Genomic DNA, 18507 nt, shown 5'->3' with positions numbered 1-18507 from the left:
CGAGACTGTGCATGACCAGCAAAACCGTGGCGATCGTGCTCTTCGCCGATGTTCTGATGCTTGACGTGGCAGGGCCGATCGAGGTGTTCTCGGTGGCCAACCGCTACCTGCCCGAGAGCGAGCACTACCGCATCGTCACCCTGGGCGCGGATTCGCTGAGCGTGCGCGCCTCCAACGGCATCGTCCTGCAGGCCGATCAACTGGCCGTCGAAGCGCCGGTGGCCTACGACACCCTCCTGGTGCCCGGTGGCCCCGGCGCCTACAACGACAGGCACCCGCACCTGTACGGCTGGCTGCGTGACGCCGCCCAGGCCTCGCGCCGGCATGGTGCGATATGCACCGGCGCCTTCATTCTTGGCGAGGCCGGGCTGCTCGACGGCCACCAGGTGACCACCCACTGGCACTACCTGGACCGCTTCGCCAAGCGCTTTCCCAAAGCCCAGCTGGAGAGCGATCAGCTGTTCACCAAGGACGGCAAGCTGCTCAGCTCCGGCGGCGTGACGGCAGGTATCGACCTGGCGCTGTCGATGCTCGCCGACGACCACGGCAAGAAGCTCGCGCTGGACGTTGCCAAGGTGCTGCTGGTGGTGATCAAGCGCCAGGGCGGCCAGGCTCAGTTCAGCCCGCTGCTGCCACCGAGCACCCAGGGTGCCACGCCGCTGGACCGTGTGCAGCAGTACGTGCTGGAGAACATTCAGGAGCCGTTCACCGTCGAGCTGTTGGCCGAGTTCGCGGCGATGAGCGTGCGCAACTTCGCCCGCGTGTTCACCCGCGAGCTGCAGATGACGCCCATGGAATTCGTGCTCAACGCCCGGGTCGACCACGCCCGTTCGCTCTTGGAAAGCACCGATCTGCCGCTGAAAACCGTGGCCTTTCGCAGCGGCTTCGGCAGTACCCGGCATATGCGCCAGATGTTCGACAAGCGCCTGGGGCTGACCCCGGTGCAGTACCGTCACCAGTTCGGCTGACCCGCTGGCGAAGGGCCACGATGCCCGCGCTAGAGGCTTTGGTTGGTTGTCCGAATTGCGCACCGTGATGGCCGAATCCGTCCCCCCGTGGCGATGTTGCCGGGGCGACGAACGGTAGAGAATGATTCTCTTATCAGAACAGGAGCGGCAAAGCGCCGATCAGCCGAGACCCGATGGGTGACGTCCGGCATGGCGGGATGCTGAACAGGTCATGCGTGATCTCGAACCCATTGGCAGCGACACCGTCCTGCGTTTCGGCCGCTTCGAGTTGCACCCCCAGCGCCGCTTGCTGCTCGATGGCGATCGCCCGCTGCCCATCGGCGCCCGTGCCCTGGACATCCTGCTGGTGCTGGTGGAAAGCGCCGGCAAGATCGTCAGCAAGGAGGCGATCATCGCCCGGGTGTGGCCGAAGACCTTCGTCGAAGAGATCAACCTGCGCGTGCACATTTCCGCCCTGCGCCGGGTGCTCGGGGTGTGCCCGCAATCACGCGACTACATCACCAACGTGCGCCAGCGCGGCTACAGCTTCGTCGCCCATGTCGAGCAGGTCGGCCAGTCCCAGAGTGACGCGCTTGGGGCGGCCTGCGACCTGCCCAGCCGGCCGGTGCGCATCGAAGGCCGCGACCGGCTGATCGAAGACCTCTCGCGGCGTTTGCACACGCGCCGGCATATCACCCTGATCGGCCCCGGCGGGGTGGGCAAGACCACCGTGGCCCTGCGTGTCGCCCAGCAGCAGCTCGGCCAGTTCGCCGATGGCGTGCGCTTCGCCGACCTGGCGACGCTTACCGCCCCGGCGCAACTGGCTGCCACCCTGGCCTCGGAAATGGGCATCGCGGTGCCCGAGGGCATCGACGCTCAGGCCCACCTGCTAGCGACCCTGGCCGACCGGCACATGCTGGTGCTGATGGATAACTGCGAGCACCTGGTCGATGCCTGCGCCGCGCTCAGCGAAGCGTTGCTGCAGGCCGCGCCAGGCCTGCGCATTCTCGCCACCAGCCGCGAGGCGCTGCGCACCACCGAGGAATACGTGCAGCCGCTGGCACCGTTGGAGTCGCCACCGCTCGGCAGCCACCTGCGCCTGGCCGCAGCGCTGCATTACCCAGCGGTGAAGCTGTTCGTGCGCCGAGCACGGGCGCGTCAGGCGGATTTTCGGCTGCTGGAAAGCGATGTACCGCGGGTGGCCGAACTGTGCTGGCGGCTCGACGGCTTGCCACTGGCCATCGAGCTGGCCGCCGCGCAGCTAGACGCCCAGAGCCTGGACGGCATCCTCGCCCAGCTCGACAATCACAGCTACCTGAGCCTGCTCGGGCGGCGCAGCACACCGGCGCGGCATGCCAGCCTGCAGGCGTCGATGGAGTGGAGCTACGGGCTGCTCAGCGCCGAGGAGCGCCTCTGCCTGCAAGGGCTGGCGCGCTGCGATACGTACTTCACGGTGGCGGATGCACAACAGGCCCTGGCCGAGGTACCGGTCAGCGCCACCGCGCGCTGCGCTGCCGTGGCACGCCTGGTGGCGCTGTCGCTGATCGGCCTGCGCCGTGACGGCGAGGCGGTCTACTACCACATGCTCGGCTGCACCCGCGCCTTTGCCCGGCACAAGGCCGAGGAGGCAGCGCTCGCCAGCGCCTGGCAGATTCCCGCCCTGGGCTGAGCGCTCAGCAGGCCTGCTTCCGTAGAGCCTCGACAAGCATGGCTTGCTGGCGCCTCCAGGCCAGCGGGCTCATGCCCTGGCTTTTGGCGAACACCCGGCAGAAATGCGCCTGGTCGAAGAAGCCGCATTCCATGGCGATTTGCGTCAGCGACAACGGCGAGTCACGTAGCAACTCCATGGCCTTGTCGACCCGCTGCTGGCGCAACCACACGTGGGGCGACAGCAGGGTGCTCTCCTTGAACTTGCGGGTGAAGTGGCTGCGCGACAGGGCGCAGGCCTCGGCGATTTCGGCGACCGAAATGCCGGCATCCAGGTTGGCCAGCATCAACTGTTTGGCGATCGCTTCCTGCCAGGCGGCGAGTTTGCCGGCCGATGCCTGTGACGGTGCGGAACCCTGGATGGCCTTCATGCTGATATCCCAACTGGCGCCTGGCAGCGCCGCGGTTTGGCGGCGCCGTGCGACCTCGTGTCGCGGGGCGGAGGGGATTGTTGAAGAGCGGGGTGTGGCGGGCGAGTTGCGTAATGTTAATTAAGGTTAAGGGCAGGCTTAACCTTGGTACGCGGTGCATTTAGTCCCAGTTATCGATGATCCCGCGCTGCAGGGCGATGCTCACCGCGTGGGTGCGGTTACGTGCCTTGAGCTTGGTCATGATGCTGCGCATATGGCCTTTTACCGTGTCCTCGGAAATCGCCAGCTGCGTGGCGATATCGCCGTTGCCCAGGCCTTGGGCGGTGTGCTGGAGCACCTCGGTTTCCCGAGGGGTAAGGCCATCCTCGGCGATGGTGGCGAGCAGCTCGCTGGCGATCGGCTCCGGGAAGTGGCGCTTGCCGGCGGCCAGGCAGTGAATGGCGCTGACCAGCTCCTTGCGCAGCATGCTCTTGAGCAGATAGCCACGGGCGCCGGCCTGCACTGCCTGCAAGGCGCGGGCGTCGCCGCTGTAGGTGGTGAGCACGGCGATGCAGGCATCGGCGAACTGCGCGCGAATCGCGCGGATCGCTTCGGTGCCATTGAGGCCGGGCATCTGCAGGTCCATCAGCGTCACGTCCGGGCGCAGTTCGGCGAACAGCGCCACGGCCTGTTCGCCGTTATCGGCTTCACCGACCAGCTCGATTTCCGGGTGGGCTTCGAGCACCGCGGCGATGCCTTCGCGAAGCAGCGGATGGTCGTCGACCACCAGCAGGCGAATGGGCGTGTCACTCATGGGGCGTTTCTCTCTGTGGTGGGCGGCCCTGGCGCGAGAACCAGCGGCGCCACGTTTGCCGGGTCTGGTCGGCATAGGACAGCGCCGCCTTGATCCGCAGTTCCACCCGGGTGCCGCCGCTGGCCAGCGCCTGCACGTCGAGCGTGCCACCGACCTGCGCCGCACGCTCATGCATGCCGCGCACGCCCCAGCGCTCAGGCCTGCCATTGGCTGTGGCGTAGTCGGCGGCGATGCCCTGGCCGTCGTCCTCGATGCGCAGACGCAAACCGCGCGCACCGTAATTCAGCATCACGGTGATCTGCCGCGCTTTGGCGTGGCGCATTGCGTTACTGATCGCTTCGACAGCGATGCGATAGGCGGCGTCCTGCACGGCGGCATGCAGCTGGCACTGGTCGCCGTTGACGTGCAGGGCGAGCTCGATGCCGGGTTCGTCCAGGCTCTGCACGAATCGGCTCAGCTCGGCCGCCAGCCCCAGACCGCCGGTGCCGGCTTGGCGCAGGTGCTGCACCCGCTCGCGGCCTTCCTGCATCACCTCGTCGGCGCGGTCCAAGGCACGCTCCAGCCGCGTGTGGGCCGTGTGATCGGTTGCCAGCGTATCGGCAGCTGCCTGGAAGCGCAGCATCAGACCCTGCACGCTTTGCAGCAGGGTATCGTGCAGTTCGCGGGCGACGCGTTCACGCTCACTCTGCTGGGCGTGCAGTTGCAGGCGCAGGCGCCGGCGCTCAAGGCGCAGTGCACGGTGATGCAGCCACCAGAGCATCAGCAGCAGCGCCGCGCCCGTCGGCACATAGAACAGCGGGCGCAGGTAGAATGCCGGCGCCACGCTGAAGGTCAGCACGGTCGGGGCCGCCGGCTCGCCACCGCTCTGGTCGAACACCTGCACCTCAAAGCGGTAATCGCCCGCCGGCAGCCCGGTGTAGGTGGCGCGTCGCTGGCGCCCGGCCTCGATCCACTCGCTGTCAAAGCCCTGCAGCCGATAGCGGAAGGCCAGGCTTTGCGGAGCGCGCAGGTTCAGCGCTGCGTAGTCGATGACCAGGCGCTGGCTGCCCGCTGGCAGCTGCAGCGGGGCGGGCAGCGGCTGCGGAACGCCATCGACCTGCACGCTCTCGATCATCACTGGCGGCAGTGCAGCGACCGCCGGCTGGCGCGCCGGGTCGAGCAGGCTCACGCCAGCGCTGGTGGAGAACCACAGCCGGCCATCGGCGCCTACCACACCGGTAGGCAGCGGCAGTACGCGGTAGGGGTCGTTGGCCAGGCTGCCATCCAGGCTCACCGAGCGGTAGCGCAGGCGATAGCCCGGCTCGGCCAGAGCTCGTACTATCTCGGCCGCCGGCAACTGCAGGATGCCGCCCTTGCCATGTACCCACAGGTCGCCGTCGCGGCCGGGCAGCAGCGCATAGATATTGTCGAACTGGCCGTTGGCCGGCAGTGGCAGCATCTGCAAGCGCTTACCGTCGAAGCGCGCCAGGCCGTGTTGGCCGCCAAACCAGGAAACCCCGTGATGGTGCAGCTGCGCGGTCACGTGGCCGATCCGCAGCCCATCCGCTTCGCCCCACTGGCGCAGCCCTTCGCCCTGGCGGCTGACCAGCAGGTTGTCGCGGTAGCCGAACCACAGTCGCCCCTGTTCGTCGCGCCCGGCGCTGACCGGCATCGTCTGGCTCTGCTGTTCGCTGACGCCAGCCACCGCCTGCCATTGCTCGCCGCGCAGCACGAACAGACCGAGCCCGTTGATCGACACCCACAGGCTGCCGTCGTCGGCATGGACCATTGCCCGTACCGAGGCTTCCTCCGGTGCCTGCTCGGGCAGCCGGGCCTGCAACTCGGCACCGGCTGATGTGGCGTGCCAGATGCCATGGGGCCCCCCGGCCCACACGTCGCTGTCGGTGCCGGTGAGCAGGGCGGTCACCGGCTCGGCGATGGGCCAGCGCTGCAGCTCCCCGTTGTGCAGGCGCAGCAAGCCGCGGTTGCCGCTGGCTGCCCACAGCGCGCCATCGCTGGCCACCGCCAGTGCCGCGTTCAGGGTGCCGGCCGGCAGCGGCGCGGGGCTCAGTTCGCGCAGCCGAAAACGGTCGAGCCCGGCATTGCTACCGGCCCATACCGTGCCGTCGCGATCCTCCAGCAGCGGCCAGAGGTAATCGGCGCTCAGGCCTTCGCGGCGGGTCACCCGCTCGGCGTGGGCAATGTCCAGCGGCAACTGCGCCTTCTGGTAACGGCGCAACCCGTTGCCCGGCGTGCTGGTCCACAGCCCGCCGGCGTCATCGAACAGCAGGCCATTGATTGGCGCATCCACCGGCTGGCTCTGCAGGTGCGACTGGTCGCCAGGCATCACGCGGTGCAGGCGGTTGAGGTAGCGTTCGGCGATCCAGATCGAGCCATCTGGCGCCTGGACGATCTGGCTGGGCCAGTCGAGGCCGCCGTCCACTTCGCTGAATTGCGAGGCGCCGGCAGGGCGCTGATAGAGGTGATGGTTGCTGGCGGCCCACAGGGTGCCGTCGCGGTCGAGGAAGACTGCCCGCGCACTTCTGGCGTTGAAGCCCTGCTCAGCGCTGACGGTGGTCCAGCGTTCGCCGTCGAAGCGGGTCAGCCCTTCATGGGCCGCCGCCCAGATAGTGCCGTCGTGATCCCGCGCCAACCCATACAGCGCGCCACCCGGCATGCCCTGGCCAGGAGCGAAGCTGCGCGTGCTGCGCCCCTGAATCAGCCGGGCACCGCCGGCGCGCAGGCCAACCCACAGGCCATCGTCCACTGCCAGCAGGCTGGCGACCGTGCCCAGCGGCTGCCCGTCGCTGGGCTGGTAAGCCGTGAAGTCGAAACCATCGAAGCGCAGCAGGCCGCTGTCGGCGCCCAGCCACAGATAGCCGTCGCGGGTTTGCGCCAGAGCGCCGACCTGATTGGGGCCGTCATCGTCGGCCATGGTCCAGCGATGGTGTTCGCGCTGCGCCAGCGGTTCGGCTTGTACCGGCATGCCTAGCACACCTGCCAGCAGCCAGGCGCAACAGCCTCTTACCCACAAGGGCTGGCGGCGAAGGTAAGGGGAGGCGAGGGCAGTCACGGCAGAAGTCGGGCGCATAGGGAAAAGCGGATTGTGCAACCGTGCCCGCGGGCGTGCCAGCGCCACCGCCGAATACCAACCGATTGACGGTGCCAATATCGCCCCACGCGAAGCGGTTTACAGGCGTACACTGAACTTGCAGCTGCCGATGCAGCTCTGATGGATCAGATCACACCAGCCAGGAGGGCGCAGCATGGGACCGGAAGACCGAGAGTGGTGGCGCGAAGGCCGCCGACAGCAGGGGCACAACGCCTCATGGGACAACTTCAGCGCCAAGCCCGATCCCAAGGGCAACAACGTCCTACGCATCCAGCGTCCCCTCAAACTCAGCACCACACCGGCCTACCTGCCATTACCCAGCCAGCCGCTGCTCGATAGCCCTGAAAACTCAGGCGTCCGCCGGATACTGCTAATCCTCGGCGTGGTAACCTTGGCGGCGCTGATCGTGGCGGGGTTTCTGGTGGTTTAGCGGCAACGCATACACGACGAAAAGGCTTATCAGGTGATAAGCCTTTTTGCGTTGTGGGCGCTGATAGCGCGCATCCAACCAGGTGGCTGCACGGTTTGCTACACGGCACATGCCGGCAATGGAATGTAGCGGTGAAAAACTGATCGTGATAGCGGAATCGGGCTTTGCCTTCTGGCACTTCTACCTAAAACCACCCACCACCCCGGTGATTACCAATATCGGCGCCGATGCGCCGTACTCGGCAACCCTGTCATCGAAGTAGGGAACAATGTGATCGCTGCGTCGACTTAGGGGCTGCGAGTGGGGCGGGGTGGGGGGAGCACTTCTAGTCACTGCACATTTTTCGAGCGCAAACAAAAAAGGGCTTACCTTTCGGTAAACCCTTGTTTTGTTTGGTGGCTACGCAGGGACTTGAACCCCGGACCCCAGCATTATGAATGCTATGCTCTAACCAGCTGAGCTACGTAGCCGAGTGGCGCGCATTTTCCTTATCTGTCGGGGGGGTGTCAAGCCCTGGTGTAGAATAAATTTACGAACTTTCAACTGCTTAGGCGTCTGGCCTAGTTTTTCTCCTGCCGCGGCTCACTCAATTGATCTCCACGCGATTGCGTCCGTTCTGCTTGGCGCGGTAGAGCGCCTTGTCGGCGCGGCCGAGGGCGTTATCCGGGGTAGCATCCTGAGTGCTCAGTTGGGTGAGGCCGATGCTGAGGGTCAGGTGAATTTCCTCACCGTCGACGCGCAGCGGCTGGCAGGCCATGGCGTGCTGTACGCGACAGGCGAAGTCGCGTGCCGGAAAACTGTCGGCGCCGCTGAGCAGTACGGCGAACTCCTCACCGCCGATGCGCCCGGCGAGGTCACTGGTTCGTAGCTGCGCACGCAGGATGTCGCTGAAATGGCGCAGGGCGCGGTCGCCGATGCCGTGCCCCCAGCGGTCGTTGATCAGTTTGAAGTGGTCCAGGTCGCACATCAGCAGGCTCGAGGTGCTGATGTCGCGGCGTTGAATGCGTGCTTGTTCGGTTTCCAGATAGTTCATGAACACGCGGCGGTTGGCGAGCTGGGTGAGGGCGTCCATGGAGGCGAATTCGTGCAGTTCGCGCTCGAAGCGTTTGCGCTCGGTGATGTCGGTGACCATGCCATGCCAAACGACGCTGCCATCCGCTCTACGCTGTGGTCGTGCTTCGCCCAGGTGCCAGCGCAGGCCTTGCACAGGTAGTTGCACGCGGTATTCGATGTGCCAGATGCAGACCTCGCGCAGGGCTTGTGCGCGAGATTGATTGAATATCTCCAGGTCGTCCGGGTGCAGGCAGCTATCGAGCAGTGTCGGGTTCTGCAGCATCTGTTCCTGGGTCACTTCGAACAGGTCGCGAACGCCAGCGCTGAGGTAAGTGAAGTGGCCACTACCATCCACCTGGCTACAGAACTGAAAGACCACACCTGGCACTTGGTCGGTCAGTTGGGTGATCAGCTCGACGTTTTGTTGCAGACGCTCGGACAGTGAACGCAGTGTGCTGATATCGGTGGTGATACCAAGCATGCGCAGGGGGTTGCCGCTTGCGTCCCGGCTGACCACCTTGCCGCGGCTGCATACCCATTTGTAACTGCCATCTCGGCAGCGCAGGCGATGCTCAACCTGATATTGCTCGGTCTGGCCGCTGATGTGGGACTGTATCGTCTGCTTCACCTGTTCGAGTTCGTCGGGGTGAACGCGCGTGTAGGCATCCTCGATACGGTTGCTCACTTCACTGGCTGTATAGCCAAGCATGGATTTCCAGGCGGCAGAGTAGTGGATCCTGCCAGTGCTCAGATCGCGATCCCATACCCCTGTGCCGCTGCCCTGGATGGCCAATGCCAGCAGCGTTTCCTCGGCCTTGGCATGAGCCAGGGTGAGTATCTGGGCGGCGCTGTCTGCGATGTCCTGCAGTGACAGGTGCAGGTCGGTATCAATGCTTCGTGGCGTTGTGTCGGCCGCGTAAAGCACGCCCAGGCACTCGCCCGTATTAGTGTGCAACGGATACCCAGCAAAGCAGCTCAGGGGCTCCGGGCAGGCCGTCGTTTCCTGAATCAGCAGGGCGGACTGGCCAAGTCGAGTGCGTGCGATCAGCAGTGACAGGGCATCCTGAATACTGCCGGACTGCGGGGAGTCGAGCTTTATTGGCTCATTACCGCTGCCGATGGTAACAACGCCACAGAGACTAAAGCCGGAACAACGCTTGGCAAGGCGCAACAGCGCATCTAGGCGCGCTGGCGCAGTGCTGGCGGGCGACAATCCAGGGGCAGAACACTCACGGTCGGGTTTCACGGTTCAGCGCCTGCAGGGGAGGGCAGGGCCAGTATACTGCTGCGCCGCACAAAGCATAGGCCAATACTGGCAAAAAGCCGTATCGCAGGTCGCCTTGTACAACTATCGAGCTGCAGAAACAACAAAGCCGCGTCTTTCACGCGGCTTTGTCGGTCACGGCGAGGGCTTAGACGTTGAAGCGGAAGTGCATCACGTCACCGTCCTTGACGATGTATTCTTTGCCTTCCAGCCGCCATTTGCCGGCTTCCTTGGCACCGGCTTCGCCCTTGTACTGGATGAAGTCGTCGTAGGCGATGACTTCGGCGCGGATGAAGCCTTTCTCGAAGTCGGTGTGAATGGCGGCAGCGGACTGCGGGGCGGTGGCGCCGACCTTGACGGTCCAGGCGCGCACTTCCTTCACGCCGGCGGTGAAGTAGGTCTGCAGGTTGAGCAGCGAGTAACCGGCGCGGATCACGCGGTTCAGGCCGGGCTCGGTCATGCCCATGGTTTCCAGGAACATCTGCATCTCTTCCAGATCGTCCAGCTCGGCGATCTCGGCTTCGATCTTGTTGCACACCGGCACGACGATGGCGCCTTCTTCCTCGGCGATGGCTTTCACCACGTCCAGGTGCGGGTTGTTCTCGAAGCCGTCTTCGGCAACGTTGGCGATGTACATCACCGGCTTGGTGGTCAGCAGGTGGAAGGTCTTGGCCAGGCGCTTCTCGTCGTCACCCAGATTCTTGAGCAGGCTGCGCGCCGGCTTGCCTTCGGTGAAGTGCGGGATGAGCTTTTCCAGCAGCGCCTTCTGCGCCACGGCTTCCTTGTCGCCGCCCTTGGCGGTACGGGCGACGCGTTGCAGCTGCTTCTCGCAGCTGTCGAGGTCGGCCATGATCAGCTCGAGGTCGATGATCTCGATGTCGCGCTTGGGGTCGACGCTGTTGGCGACGTGGATGACGTTCTCGTCTTCGAAGCAACGCACCACATGGGCGATGGCGTCGGTCTCGCGGATGTTGGCGAGGAACTTGTTGCCCAGGCCTTCACCTTTCGAGGCGCCGGCGACCAGGCCGGCGATGTCGACGAACTCCATGGTGGTGGGGATCACGCGCTCGGGCTTGACGATCTCGGCCAGTGCGTCGAGGCGTGGGTCGGGCATTGGCACGATGCCGCTGTTCGGCTCGATGGTGCAGAACGGGAAGTTCTCAGCGGCGATGCCGGATTTGGTGAGGGCATTGAACAGGGTGGACTTGCCGACGTTGGGCAGGCCGACGATGCCGCAGTTGAATCCCATGGTGTATCCCTCGCGCCAATGGCGGTAGATGAAATTAGAGAGTGGCTTTCTGGCTGTGCAGCTTGCGCATCGCTACCGTCCAGTCACCGGCGAGTATTTCCGGGAGGACGCCCAAGGCGAAGCCGATGCTGGTATCCAGTAGCTCCTGCTCGCCACGCGGCGCGCGGCCGAGTACGAAGTTGGAGACCATGCTGGCGTGCCCGGGGTGGCCGATGCCAAGCCGCAGGCGGTGGAAATTGTTCTGGTTGCCGAGCTGGGCAATGATGTCGCGCAGCCCGTTATGCCCGCCGTGCCCGCCACCCTGTTTGAGTTTGGCGACGCCGGGAGGCATGTCGAGTTCGTCGTGGGCCACCAAGATTTCTTCGGGTTTGAGCTTGAAGAAATTCGCCAACGCCGCCACGGATTGGCCGCTGCGGTTCATGAAGGTGGTGGGGATGAGCAGACGAACTTCGCGGCCCTGGTGATTGAACTTGCCCACCAGGCCAAAATACTTGCGATCAACGCTGAGATTGACGCGCTGGCTGTCTGCCAGGCGCTCAACGAAAAGGGCTCCTGCATTGTGCCGGGTCTGGTCGTATTCGGGGCCCGGGTTACCCAGGCCAACGATCAGTTGTACGGCAGTCATACAGGAGCCCTTTCTTGAAGCAGGCGTAGCGAGCCGGAATTACTCGGCGGTGCTTTCGCCTTCGCCTTCGGCTGCGTCTTCTGCACGAACGCGCGGCAGGTGAACGCTGGCAACCGGCAGATCGCTACCGTGGGCCAGAGCAACCAGCTCAACGCCTTTCGGCAGTTTGATGTCGGACAGGTGAACGGTCTGGTCCAGATCAACGTTGGCGAAGTCGACTTCGATGAACTCCGGCAGGTCTTTCGGCAGGCAGGAGACTTCAACTTCGTTCAGCGAGTGCAGAACTTCACCGCCTTTCTGCTTCACGCCAACGGAGGTAGCTTCGTTGATGAAGTGCAGCGGAACGTGTGCGGTCAGTTTCTGGCCGGCCACCACGCGGATGAAGTCAGCGTGCAGAACGAAGCCTTTGGCCGGGTGGCGCTGCAGGGCTTTGATCAGAACGTTTTCTTTCTTGCCGTCAACGGTCAGGTTCAGCACGTGGCTGAACGCCGCTTCGTTTTCCAGCAGCTTGGCGAAATCCTTGGCAACCAGGCTGATGGACAGGGGAGCCTTGTCGCCACCGTAGATCACGGCAGGAACCAGGCTGGCGTTACGACGCAGGCGGCGGCTCGCACCTTTCCCCAGGTCGGAACGCGCTTCGGCATTCAGGGTAAATTCAGCAGTCATTTCACTTCTCCAGAATAACCAAACCGCCCGTTACGCTTGCGACCAGCGGCGGGGCGGTTCGGTGAAAGGCCTGGCCAGGTGGCCAGGCATGTTTCGTCAGGGGCGTTCCGGGTTAGCGGAACATCGCACTGATCGATTCTTCATTGCTGATGCGGCGTACCGCTTCAGCGACAACCGGCGCGATGTCCAGTTGACGAATACGCGAACAGGATTGCGCGGCGGCGGACAGAGGGATGGTGTTGGTCACCACCAGTTCGTCCAGTACCGAGTTCTCGATGTTCTCGATGGCACGACCCGACAGCACCGGGTGCGTGGCATAGGCGTACACCTTGGCAGCGCCGTGTTCCTTCAGAGCCTTGGCCGCGTGGCACAGGGTGCCGGCGGTGTCGACCATGTCGTCGACCAGGATGCAGGTACGACCTTCCACGTCACCGATGATGTGCATCACCTCGGAGTGGTTGGCCTTTTCACGACGCTTGTCGATGATCGCCAGATCGACGCCCAGGCTCTTGGCTACGGCGCGAGCACGCACTACGCCGCCGATGTCCGGGGATACGATCATGAGATTGTCGAAGCGTTGATCTTCGATGTCGTCGACCAGTACGGGCGAGCCGTAGATGTTGTCGACCGGGATATCGAAGAAGCCTTGAATCTGATCCGCGTGCAGGTCGACGGTGAGAACCCGGTCGATGCCTACCACGGTGAGCATGTCGGCCACGACCTTGGCGCTGATTGCCACGCGAGCGGAGCGCGGGCGGCGATCCTGGCGGGCATAGCCGAAGTAGGGGATGACTGCTGTGATTCGAGTCGCTGAGGAGCGGCGGAAGGCATCTGCCATCACCACCAGTTCCATCAGGTTGTCATTGGTTGGCGCGCACGTCGGCTGAATCAGGAAAACATCCTTGCCGCGAACGTTCTCGTTGATTTCGATCATGATTTCGCCGTCGGAGAATTTACCGACCGAGGCATCACCGAGGGGAATGTGCAGCTGACGAACGATACGTCGCGCCAGATCGGGGTTAGCGTTCCCCGTAAAGACCATCATCTTGGACACGCGCAGTACCTGCCGGCTGAGGGTAACCTGGATGAGTATAAAAATGGCAGGGGCGGCTGGATTCGAACCAACGCATGCCAGGATCAAAACCTGGTGCCTTACCGCTTGGCGACGCCCCTGTATCGTGTGTGACGCAATGCTGCTCAATTCGGTAGTACGAGCCACCCTTGGGTGGTTATGGCAGGGGCGGCTGGATTCGAACCAACGCATGCCAGGATCAAAACCTGGTGCCTTACCGCTTGGCGACGCCCCTGTAACGTATAACCGATGCTACGCATTCACTTCCTGGCCAGTTCTTGCAGCTTGCGGTGCAACATCGAAACGTTGGCACCCTGCGCAACAAAACTTGGCAGTGTGGCTGGAAGTTGGCGGGCGACTTTATCAGCATCGTCCCGGTTTGGGAAGCTCCCAAACACACAAGCTCCAGTGCCGGTCAATCTTGTCGGAACAAATTTGTTCAGCAAGATCAGCGCGTTACGAACAGCTGAGTAACGCTTCTCGACGACCGGCTGGCAGTCGTTACGACCACCCCCCTCAAGAAGGCTGCGAACTTTAATGGGCGGCGTATCGCGTGTCAACTCAGGGTCGGAGAAAACTTCTGCTGTGCTGACAAGCACTTGCGGTATGGCGACGAGAAACCACGGCTCGGGCAGCTCGACCGGTGTGAGTTTTTCGCCGACACCCTCGGCGAAGGCCGCGCGGCCGCGCACGAAGACCGGTACGTCGGCGCCCAGGCCGAGGCCCAGGGCCGCCAGGCGATCCTCGCCCCAGGCCAGTTGCCATAGGTGATCGAGGCCGAGCAGGGTGGTCGCCGCATCCGAGCTGCCACCGCCGATGCCGCCGCCCATGGGCAGGCGCTTGTTCAGCCAGATGTCCGCGCCCAGGCGGGTGCCGCTCTGCCGTTGCAATTGCCTGGCGGCGCGCACGATCAGGTTGCTGTCGTGGGGCACGCCGTCGATTTCGGTATGCAGGCGGATCACGCCGTCCTCGCGACTCCTGAAGCCCAGTTCGTCACCGTGATCGAGAAACTGAAACAGGGTCTGCAGCTCGTGATAGCCGTCGTCGCGGCGCCCGAGAATGTGCAGCATCAGGTTGAGCTTGGCCGGTGCCGGCAGGATCAGTTCGGCGTCAGCGGAAATGGCGTGGGTCGTCATTGGGCAATGGCTGGTAAGAGGGGATGAGTGAGTCGCGCAGGCTAGCGCAGCCGGTAGCCCGGGTCGAGCGCAGCGACGACCGGGATGATGATCCTGGGTATCGCTGCGCTCAACCGCGGGCTACGACGCGGGAATTACGAGCATAAAAAACGCGCGATGCGGAGGGGCATCGCGCGCAGGACTGGGGCGATTACTGGCCGAGGTGGCGCGGTTGCCAGTCCTTGATCACCAGGGTCACCTGAATATCGTGGCCTTCGAGGCGCAGGCGCTCGGGCAGCCAGTAGCCATCCTGTTCGGCGTAGCGGGTGTAGCTCACTTCCCAGCCATCCTGGCTGAGCTGCGCCAGGCGGCTGTCGGCGTCCAGGGTGATGCGGCTCTTGCTGTCCGGTGCGGGGAGGCCGCGAATCCACCACAGCAGGTGCGAGACGGGCAGGTTGAGGCCCAGTTGCTGTTGCAGCAGTTCTTCCGGTGACTCGGCCTGGTAGCGGCCCTGGTTGGCGACTTCCAGCTCAATCTTGCCGGGGCGCCCGGTCAGACGCGCCGCGCCGCGGCCCAGCGGGCCGGACAGGCGGATGTCGGCGTAGTCCTGGCGTTGCAGCCAGAACAGCGTGCCGCTGCCCGAGTCGCGTGGGGCACGGATGCCGACCTTACCGTTGATCTGCCAGCCATCGAGGGTGCCGATCTGTTGTTTGTGCGCCTGCCAGCGGGCGGGGTCGCCCAGGCCCTGTTCCACTGACTCGCGCGTGGACAGGCCGGAACAGCCGGCCAGCAGGGTGATCAGGGCGAGTACGAGTAGGGGGCGAAGCGACATCAGGGGGTCTCCGATCCGGTCAGGCGCTGCACGGTGCTGCGCAGAATTTCACTCTCGGGTTGTTCCTTCAGGGCGTCGCGCCAGATCTTCCGGGCTTCGCGCTGCTTGCCCTGGGCCCACAAGGCTTCACCCAGGTGGGCGGCGACTTCGTGGTCCGGGAAGCGTTCGAACGCCTGGCGCAGCCATTTCTCCGCGTCGGCCAGGTTGCCGAGGCGGTAATTGGCCCAGCCGAGACTGTCGAGAATGGCCGGATCTTCCGGGTTGAGGTCATGGGCTTTCTGGATCAGATCCAGGCCTTCCTGATGACGATCGGTGCGGTCGACCAGGGTGTAACCCAGGGCGTTGAGGGCCATGGCGTTGTCCGGTTCGCGCTCCAGGATCAGGCGCAGGTCGCGCTCCAGCTGCTTCAGATCGCCACGCGGCTCGGCGAGCATGGCGCGGGTATAGAGCAGGTTGATGTCGCCCGGGTATTGCTTGAGCGCCTTCTGGATCAGGTCCCAGGCCTGGTCGGGCTTGTTCTGCTTGGACAGCGACTCGGCTTCGATCAGGTACAACTGCAGGGCGTACTCCGGATCGCTGTCGCGGGCTTCGGCCAAGTGCCTGGACGCTTCGGCGCCGCGGCCGTTGGCGACCAGCAGATCGGTCATGCGCGCCTGGGCGGGCAGGTAATCGGTGCCAGTGCCGACCATCGAGTAGGCGAGCAAAGCTTCATCCACTTCGCCGAGGGCTTCGTGGGCACGGCCCAGGTTGTATTGCGCCGCGTCGACGTGGGCGTCGCGCTGGATCAGCTCTTCCAGATAGACGATGGCCTCGCGCCAGGCTTCGGCCTCCATGCAGACCAGGGCCAGGGAGAAGCGCAGGTCGTCGTCTTCCGGGAATTGCTGCAGCAGCGAAGAGAATTCGCCACGGGCTTCATCCATGCGGCCCAGCTCGACCAACTGGCGGGCATAGGTCAGGCGCAGGCGTTTGTCGCTCGGGTTGCGCTCCATGCCTTTCTTGAGCAGCGGCAGCGCTTCCTCGCCACGACCCAGGCTCTGCAGCAGGCGTGCGCGCAGCAGCAGGGGGGCGGACTGATCCTGTTTGGCTTCGCTGGTTTCCAGCAGCTTCAGGGCTTCTTCGGCACGGCCGTCCTGCTGCAGGAGCAGGGCTTTGCCGAACAGCAGCTGGCCGTCGTTCGGGTATTTCTTGAGCAGGCGGTCGAAGCTCTGCAAAAGACCTGCGCGGGTGTCCGGGTCGGTTTCCGCGGCGGCCAGGGCGAGGAAGTCGAAATGCGTGTTGCCCTGGCGCTGGCGTACGCGCTCCATGTAGTCCATGGCTTCGTCGTAGCGGCCGGCGCGGGCCAGTTGCACGGCGGCGGCGCGCTGGGCGTCCATATCGTCGGGCGCGTTTTTGGCCCAGACCAGTGCAGTATCCAGCGCTTCCTGGTCGGCGCCCAGGTATTCGGCGATGCGGAAGCCGCGCTCGGCGACGCCGGCATCCTGGGTCGCGTTGGCCTGCTGCACATAGTTGCTCAGAGCAATGTCGAAGCGGTTGCGCTGACCGGCCAGTTCGGCGGTCAGCAGCGCCAGCAGGGTTTCCTGGCTGAACGAGCCGTAGTTCTCCGGCGCCTTGGCGGTGGCCTCGGTGCCTGGATCTTCCACGGGTACGTTGCCGTCCGGCGCGGACGGCGCAAAAGTCTGACAGCCACCCAGCAAGGCCAGGGCGGTGAACAACGCGATGGGTCTATTCATAAGAGGGGATGCGACTAACCTGCGGTTTTGGCCATCATGACACAAGCCGTTGGGCAAGCCCATGGGGCAGCCCGCGTGTCCTGGCGATGTGAGGTTGGACTGCCGAAGCCCGGGCGGGTTGCATTCAATCCGGGTGCACCCTTGTGGTGCTGGCGAAGTCATTCTCATTGCCGTCGATCAGCCCTGGCTATCGGCGCCATGCATGGTGCAATGGTTGTCCTGCACCGGCCGAAGTAGGACAATTACCGGCTTCCAACCCCCTGTCAGCGACGTGCATGGCCTTTATCGCCCTCGGTATCAACCACAAGACCGCTTCGGTGGATGTTCGCGAGCGCGTGGCTTTTACTCCCGAGCAGCTCGTAGAGGCGTTGCAGCTGCTTTGCCGCGACACGCCGAGCCGTGAGGCGGCGATCCTGTCGACCTGCAACCGCAGCGAGCTGTACCTCGAACAGGACGGCCCGGGCGTCGATGCGGTGCTGCGTTGGCTCGCCGATTACCACCATGTGAGCGTCGAAGAGCTGCGCGCCTGCGCTTATATTCACGAAGATGATGCGGCTGTTCGTCACATGATGCGCGTGGCCTCCGGCCTCGATTCCATGGTGCTCGGTGAGCCGCAGATTCTCGGCCAGATGAAATCCGCCTTTGCCGTGGCCCGCGAGGCCGGCACCCTGGGCCCGCTGCTGGGGCGCCTGTTCCAGGCCACCTTCAGTACCGCCAAGACCGTGCGCACCGATACCGCCATCGGCGAGAACCCGGTGTCGGTGGCCTTTGCCGCCGTAAGCCTGGCCAAGCAGATCTTCGCCGACTTGCATCGCAGCCAGGCGCTGCTGATCGGTGCCGGCGAGACCATCAGCCTGGTGGCCCGCCATCTGCACGACCAAGGCATCAAGCGTATTGTGGTCGCCAATCGCACCCTGGAGCGCGCCAGCAGCCTGGCCGAGCAGTTCGGCGCCCACGCCGTGTTGCTCTCCGACATTCCCCAGGAGCTGGTGCACAGCGACATCGTCATCAGCTCCACCGCCAGCCAGCTGCCGATCCTCGGCAAGGGCGCGGTGGAAAGCGCCCTAAAGCAGCGCAAGCACAAGCCGATCTTCATGGTCGACATCGCCGTGCCGCGGGACATCGAGCCCCAGGTCGGCGAGCTGGATGACGTGTACCTCTATACCGTCGATGACCTGCACGAAGTCATCGCCGAAAACCTAAAAAGTCGCCAGGGCGCGGCCCAGGCCGCCGAGGAGCTGGTCGCCGCCGGCACCGACGATTTCATGGCGCGCCTGCGCGAGCTGGCCGCCGTCGATGTGCTCCGCGCTTATCGCCAGCAGGCCGAGCGCTTGCGCGACGACGAACTGGCCCGGGCCCAGCGCATGCTCGCCAATGGCGCTGCCGCCGAAGACGTGCTGGCCCAGCTGGCCCGAGGCCTGACCAACAAGTTGCTGCACGCGCCCAGCGTGCAACTGAAGAAATTCTCCGCCACCGGGCGCATCGATGCGCTGGGCGTGGCTCAGGAGCTGTTCGCTCTGGAAGAAGTCACGTCGTCCGGCTTGGTCAATAAATAAAAGGCA

General features: G+C 64.4%; 15 protein-coding genes and 3 tRNA genes. 4 read left to right on the top strand and 14 right to left on the bottom strand.

What is annotated here, in order from left to right:
• Positions 1–11 precede the first annotated feature (11 nt).
• Both FB481_RS14005 and FB481_RS14000 read left to right on the top strand, forming a co-directional pair.
• The gene (locus FB481_RS14005) at positions 12–968 is read left to right on the top strand and encodes a GlxA family transcriptional regulator (RefSeq protein WP_147176781.1); all 957 of its coding nucleotides are present in this window, start codon (positions 12–14) and stop codon (positions 966–968) included.
• A gap of 211 nt (positions 969–1179) precedes the next feature.
• Entirely contained in the window at positions 1180–2616 is a 1437-nt protein-coding gene (locus tag FB481_RS14000) for a winged helix-turn-helix domain-containing protein (RefSeq protein WP_147176780.1), read from the top strand.
• A gap of 4 nt (positions 2617–2620) precedes the next feature.
• Here FB481_RS14000 and FB481_RS13995 read toward each other — a convergent pair whose 3' ends face one another.
• The 3 genes from FB481_RS13995 to FB481_RS13985 all read right to left on the bottom strand — a co-directional run bounded on the left by FB481_RS13995 (position 2621) and on the right by FB481_RS13985 (position 6783).
• On the bottom strand, positions 2621–3025 hold the full coding sequence (locus FB481_RS13995; protein ID WP_147176779.1) for a helix-turn-helix domain-containing protein: 405 nt from the start codon (positions 3023–3025) through the stop codon (positions 2621–2623).
• Positions 3026–3185: 160 nt separating this feature from the next.
• On the bottom strand, positions 3186–3818 hold the full coding sequence (locus tag FB481_RS13990; RefSeq protein ID WP_147176778.1) for a response regulator transcription factor: 633 nt from the start codon (positions 3816–3818) through the stop codon (positions 3186–3188).
• On the bottom strand, positions 3811–6783 hold the full coding sequence (locus tag FB481_RS13985; protein ID WP_178109884.1) for a sensor histidine kinase: 2973 nt from the start codon (positions 6781–6783) through the stop codon (positions 3811–3813). Before FB481_RS13985 ends, FB481_RS13990 begins: the two co-directional genes overlap by 8 nt.
• 280 nt (positions 6784–7063) lie before the next feature.
• On the opposite strand from FB481_RS13985, the gene FB481_RS13980 reads away from it, so the two are divergent.
• Positions 7064–7339, top strand: a complete 276-nt coding sequence (locus FB481_RS13980) for a hypothetical protein (RefSeq protein ID WP_093505652.1) — start codon at positions 7064–7066, stop codon at positions 7337–7339.
• A 393-nt stretch (positions 7340–7732) separates the two neighbouring features.
• On the opposite strand, the gene FB481_RS13975 is transcribed toward FB481_RS13980, so the two are convergent.
• The 11 genes from FB481_RS13975 to FB481_RS13925 form a co-directional block, all read right to left on the bottom strand.
• Positions 7733–7809, bottom strand: a tRNA-Met gene (locus tag FB481_RS13975).
• Positions 7810–7925: 116 nt separating this feature from the next.
• Entirely contained in the window at positions 7926–9347 is a 1422-nt protein-coding gene (locus FB481_RS13970) for a sensor domain-containing diguanylate cyclase (RefSeq protein ID WP_256662749.1), read from the bottom strand.
• A gap of 457 nt (positions 9348–9804) precedes the next feature.
• On the bottom strand, positions 9805–10905 hold the full coding sequence (gene ychF, locus FB481_RS13965) for a redox-regulated ATPase YchF (RefSeq protein ID WP_075931826.1): 1101 nt from the start codon (positions 10903–10905) through the stop codon (positions 9805–9807).
• 34 nt (positions 10906–10939) lie between these two features.
• A complete protein-coding gene (gene pth / locus FB481_RS13960) occupies positions 10940–11530 on the bottom strand; it encodes an aminoacyl-tRNA hydrolase (protein WP_147176775.1) in 591 nt (196 codons plus the stop codon).
• 39 nt (positions 11531–11569) lie between these two features.
• Positions 11570–12196 carry a 50S ribosomal protein L25/general stress protein Ctc gene (locus FB481_RS13955; RefSeq protein ID WP_075931824.1) on the bottom strand — a complete coding sequence of 209 codons (627 nt, stop codon included), beginning with the start codon at positions 12194–12196 and terminating at the stop codon, positions 11570–11572.
• A 112-nt stretch (positions 12197–12308) separates the two neighbouring features.
• On the bottom strand, positions 12309–13250 hold the full coding sequence (locus tag FB481_RS13950) for a ribose-phosphate pyrophosphokinase (protein ID WP_027906044.1): 942 nt from the start codon (positions 13248–13250) through the stop codon (positions 12309–12311).
• Between the two features lie 44 nt (positions 13251–13294).
• Positions 13295–13369 (bottom strand) — tRNA-Gln (locus FB481_RS13945).
• 59 nt (positions 13370–13428) lie between these two features.
• Positions 13429–13503: transfer RNA gene (locus FB481_RS13940), tRNA-Gln, on the bottom strand.
• Positions 13504–13528: 25 nt separating this feature from the next.
• Positions 13529–14404 (bottom strand): 4-(cytidine 5'-diphospho)-2-C-methyl-D-erythritol kinase, encoded by an 876-nt coding sequence (ispE, locus tag FB481_RS13935; protein WP_093505660.1) that lies wholly within the window; start codon positions 14402–14404, stop codon positions 13529–13531.
• Positions 14405–14594: 190 nt separating this feature from the next.
• Positions 14595–15215 (bottom strand): lipoprotein insertase outer membrane protein LolB, encoded by a 621-nt coding sequence (gene lolB, locus FB481_RS13930; protein WP_147176774.1) that lies wholly within the window; start codon positions 15213–15215, stop codon positions 14595–14597.
• Entirely contained in the window at positions 15215–16945 is a 1731-nt protein-coding gene (locus FB481_RS13925; protein ID WP_147176773.1) for a lipopolysaccharide assembly protein LapB, read from the bottom strand. Before FB481_RS13925 ends, lolB begins: the two co-directional genes overlap by 1 nt.
• A 275-nt stretch (positions 16946–17220) precedes the next feature.
• On the opposite strand from FB481_RS13925, the gene hemA reads away from it, so the two are divergent.
• On the top strand, positions 17221–18501 hold the full coding sequence (gene hemA / locus FB481_RS13920) for a glutamyl-tRNA reductase (RefSeq protein WP_147176772.1): 1281 nt from the start codon (positions 17221–17223) through the stop codon (positions 18499–18501).
• Positions 18502–18507 lie beyond the last annotated feature (6 nt).

This window comes from Pseudomonas sp. AG1028 (assembly GCF_007993955.1).
GTDB classification, from domain to species: domain Bacteria; phylum Pseudomonadota; class Gammaproteobacteria; order Pseudomonadales; family Pseudomonadaceae; genus Aquipseudomonas; species Aquipseudomonas straminea.
Note: the sequence above shows the minus strand (reverse complement) of the source record. Positions and strands in the feature narration are given on the sequence as shown.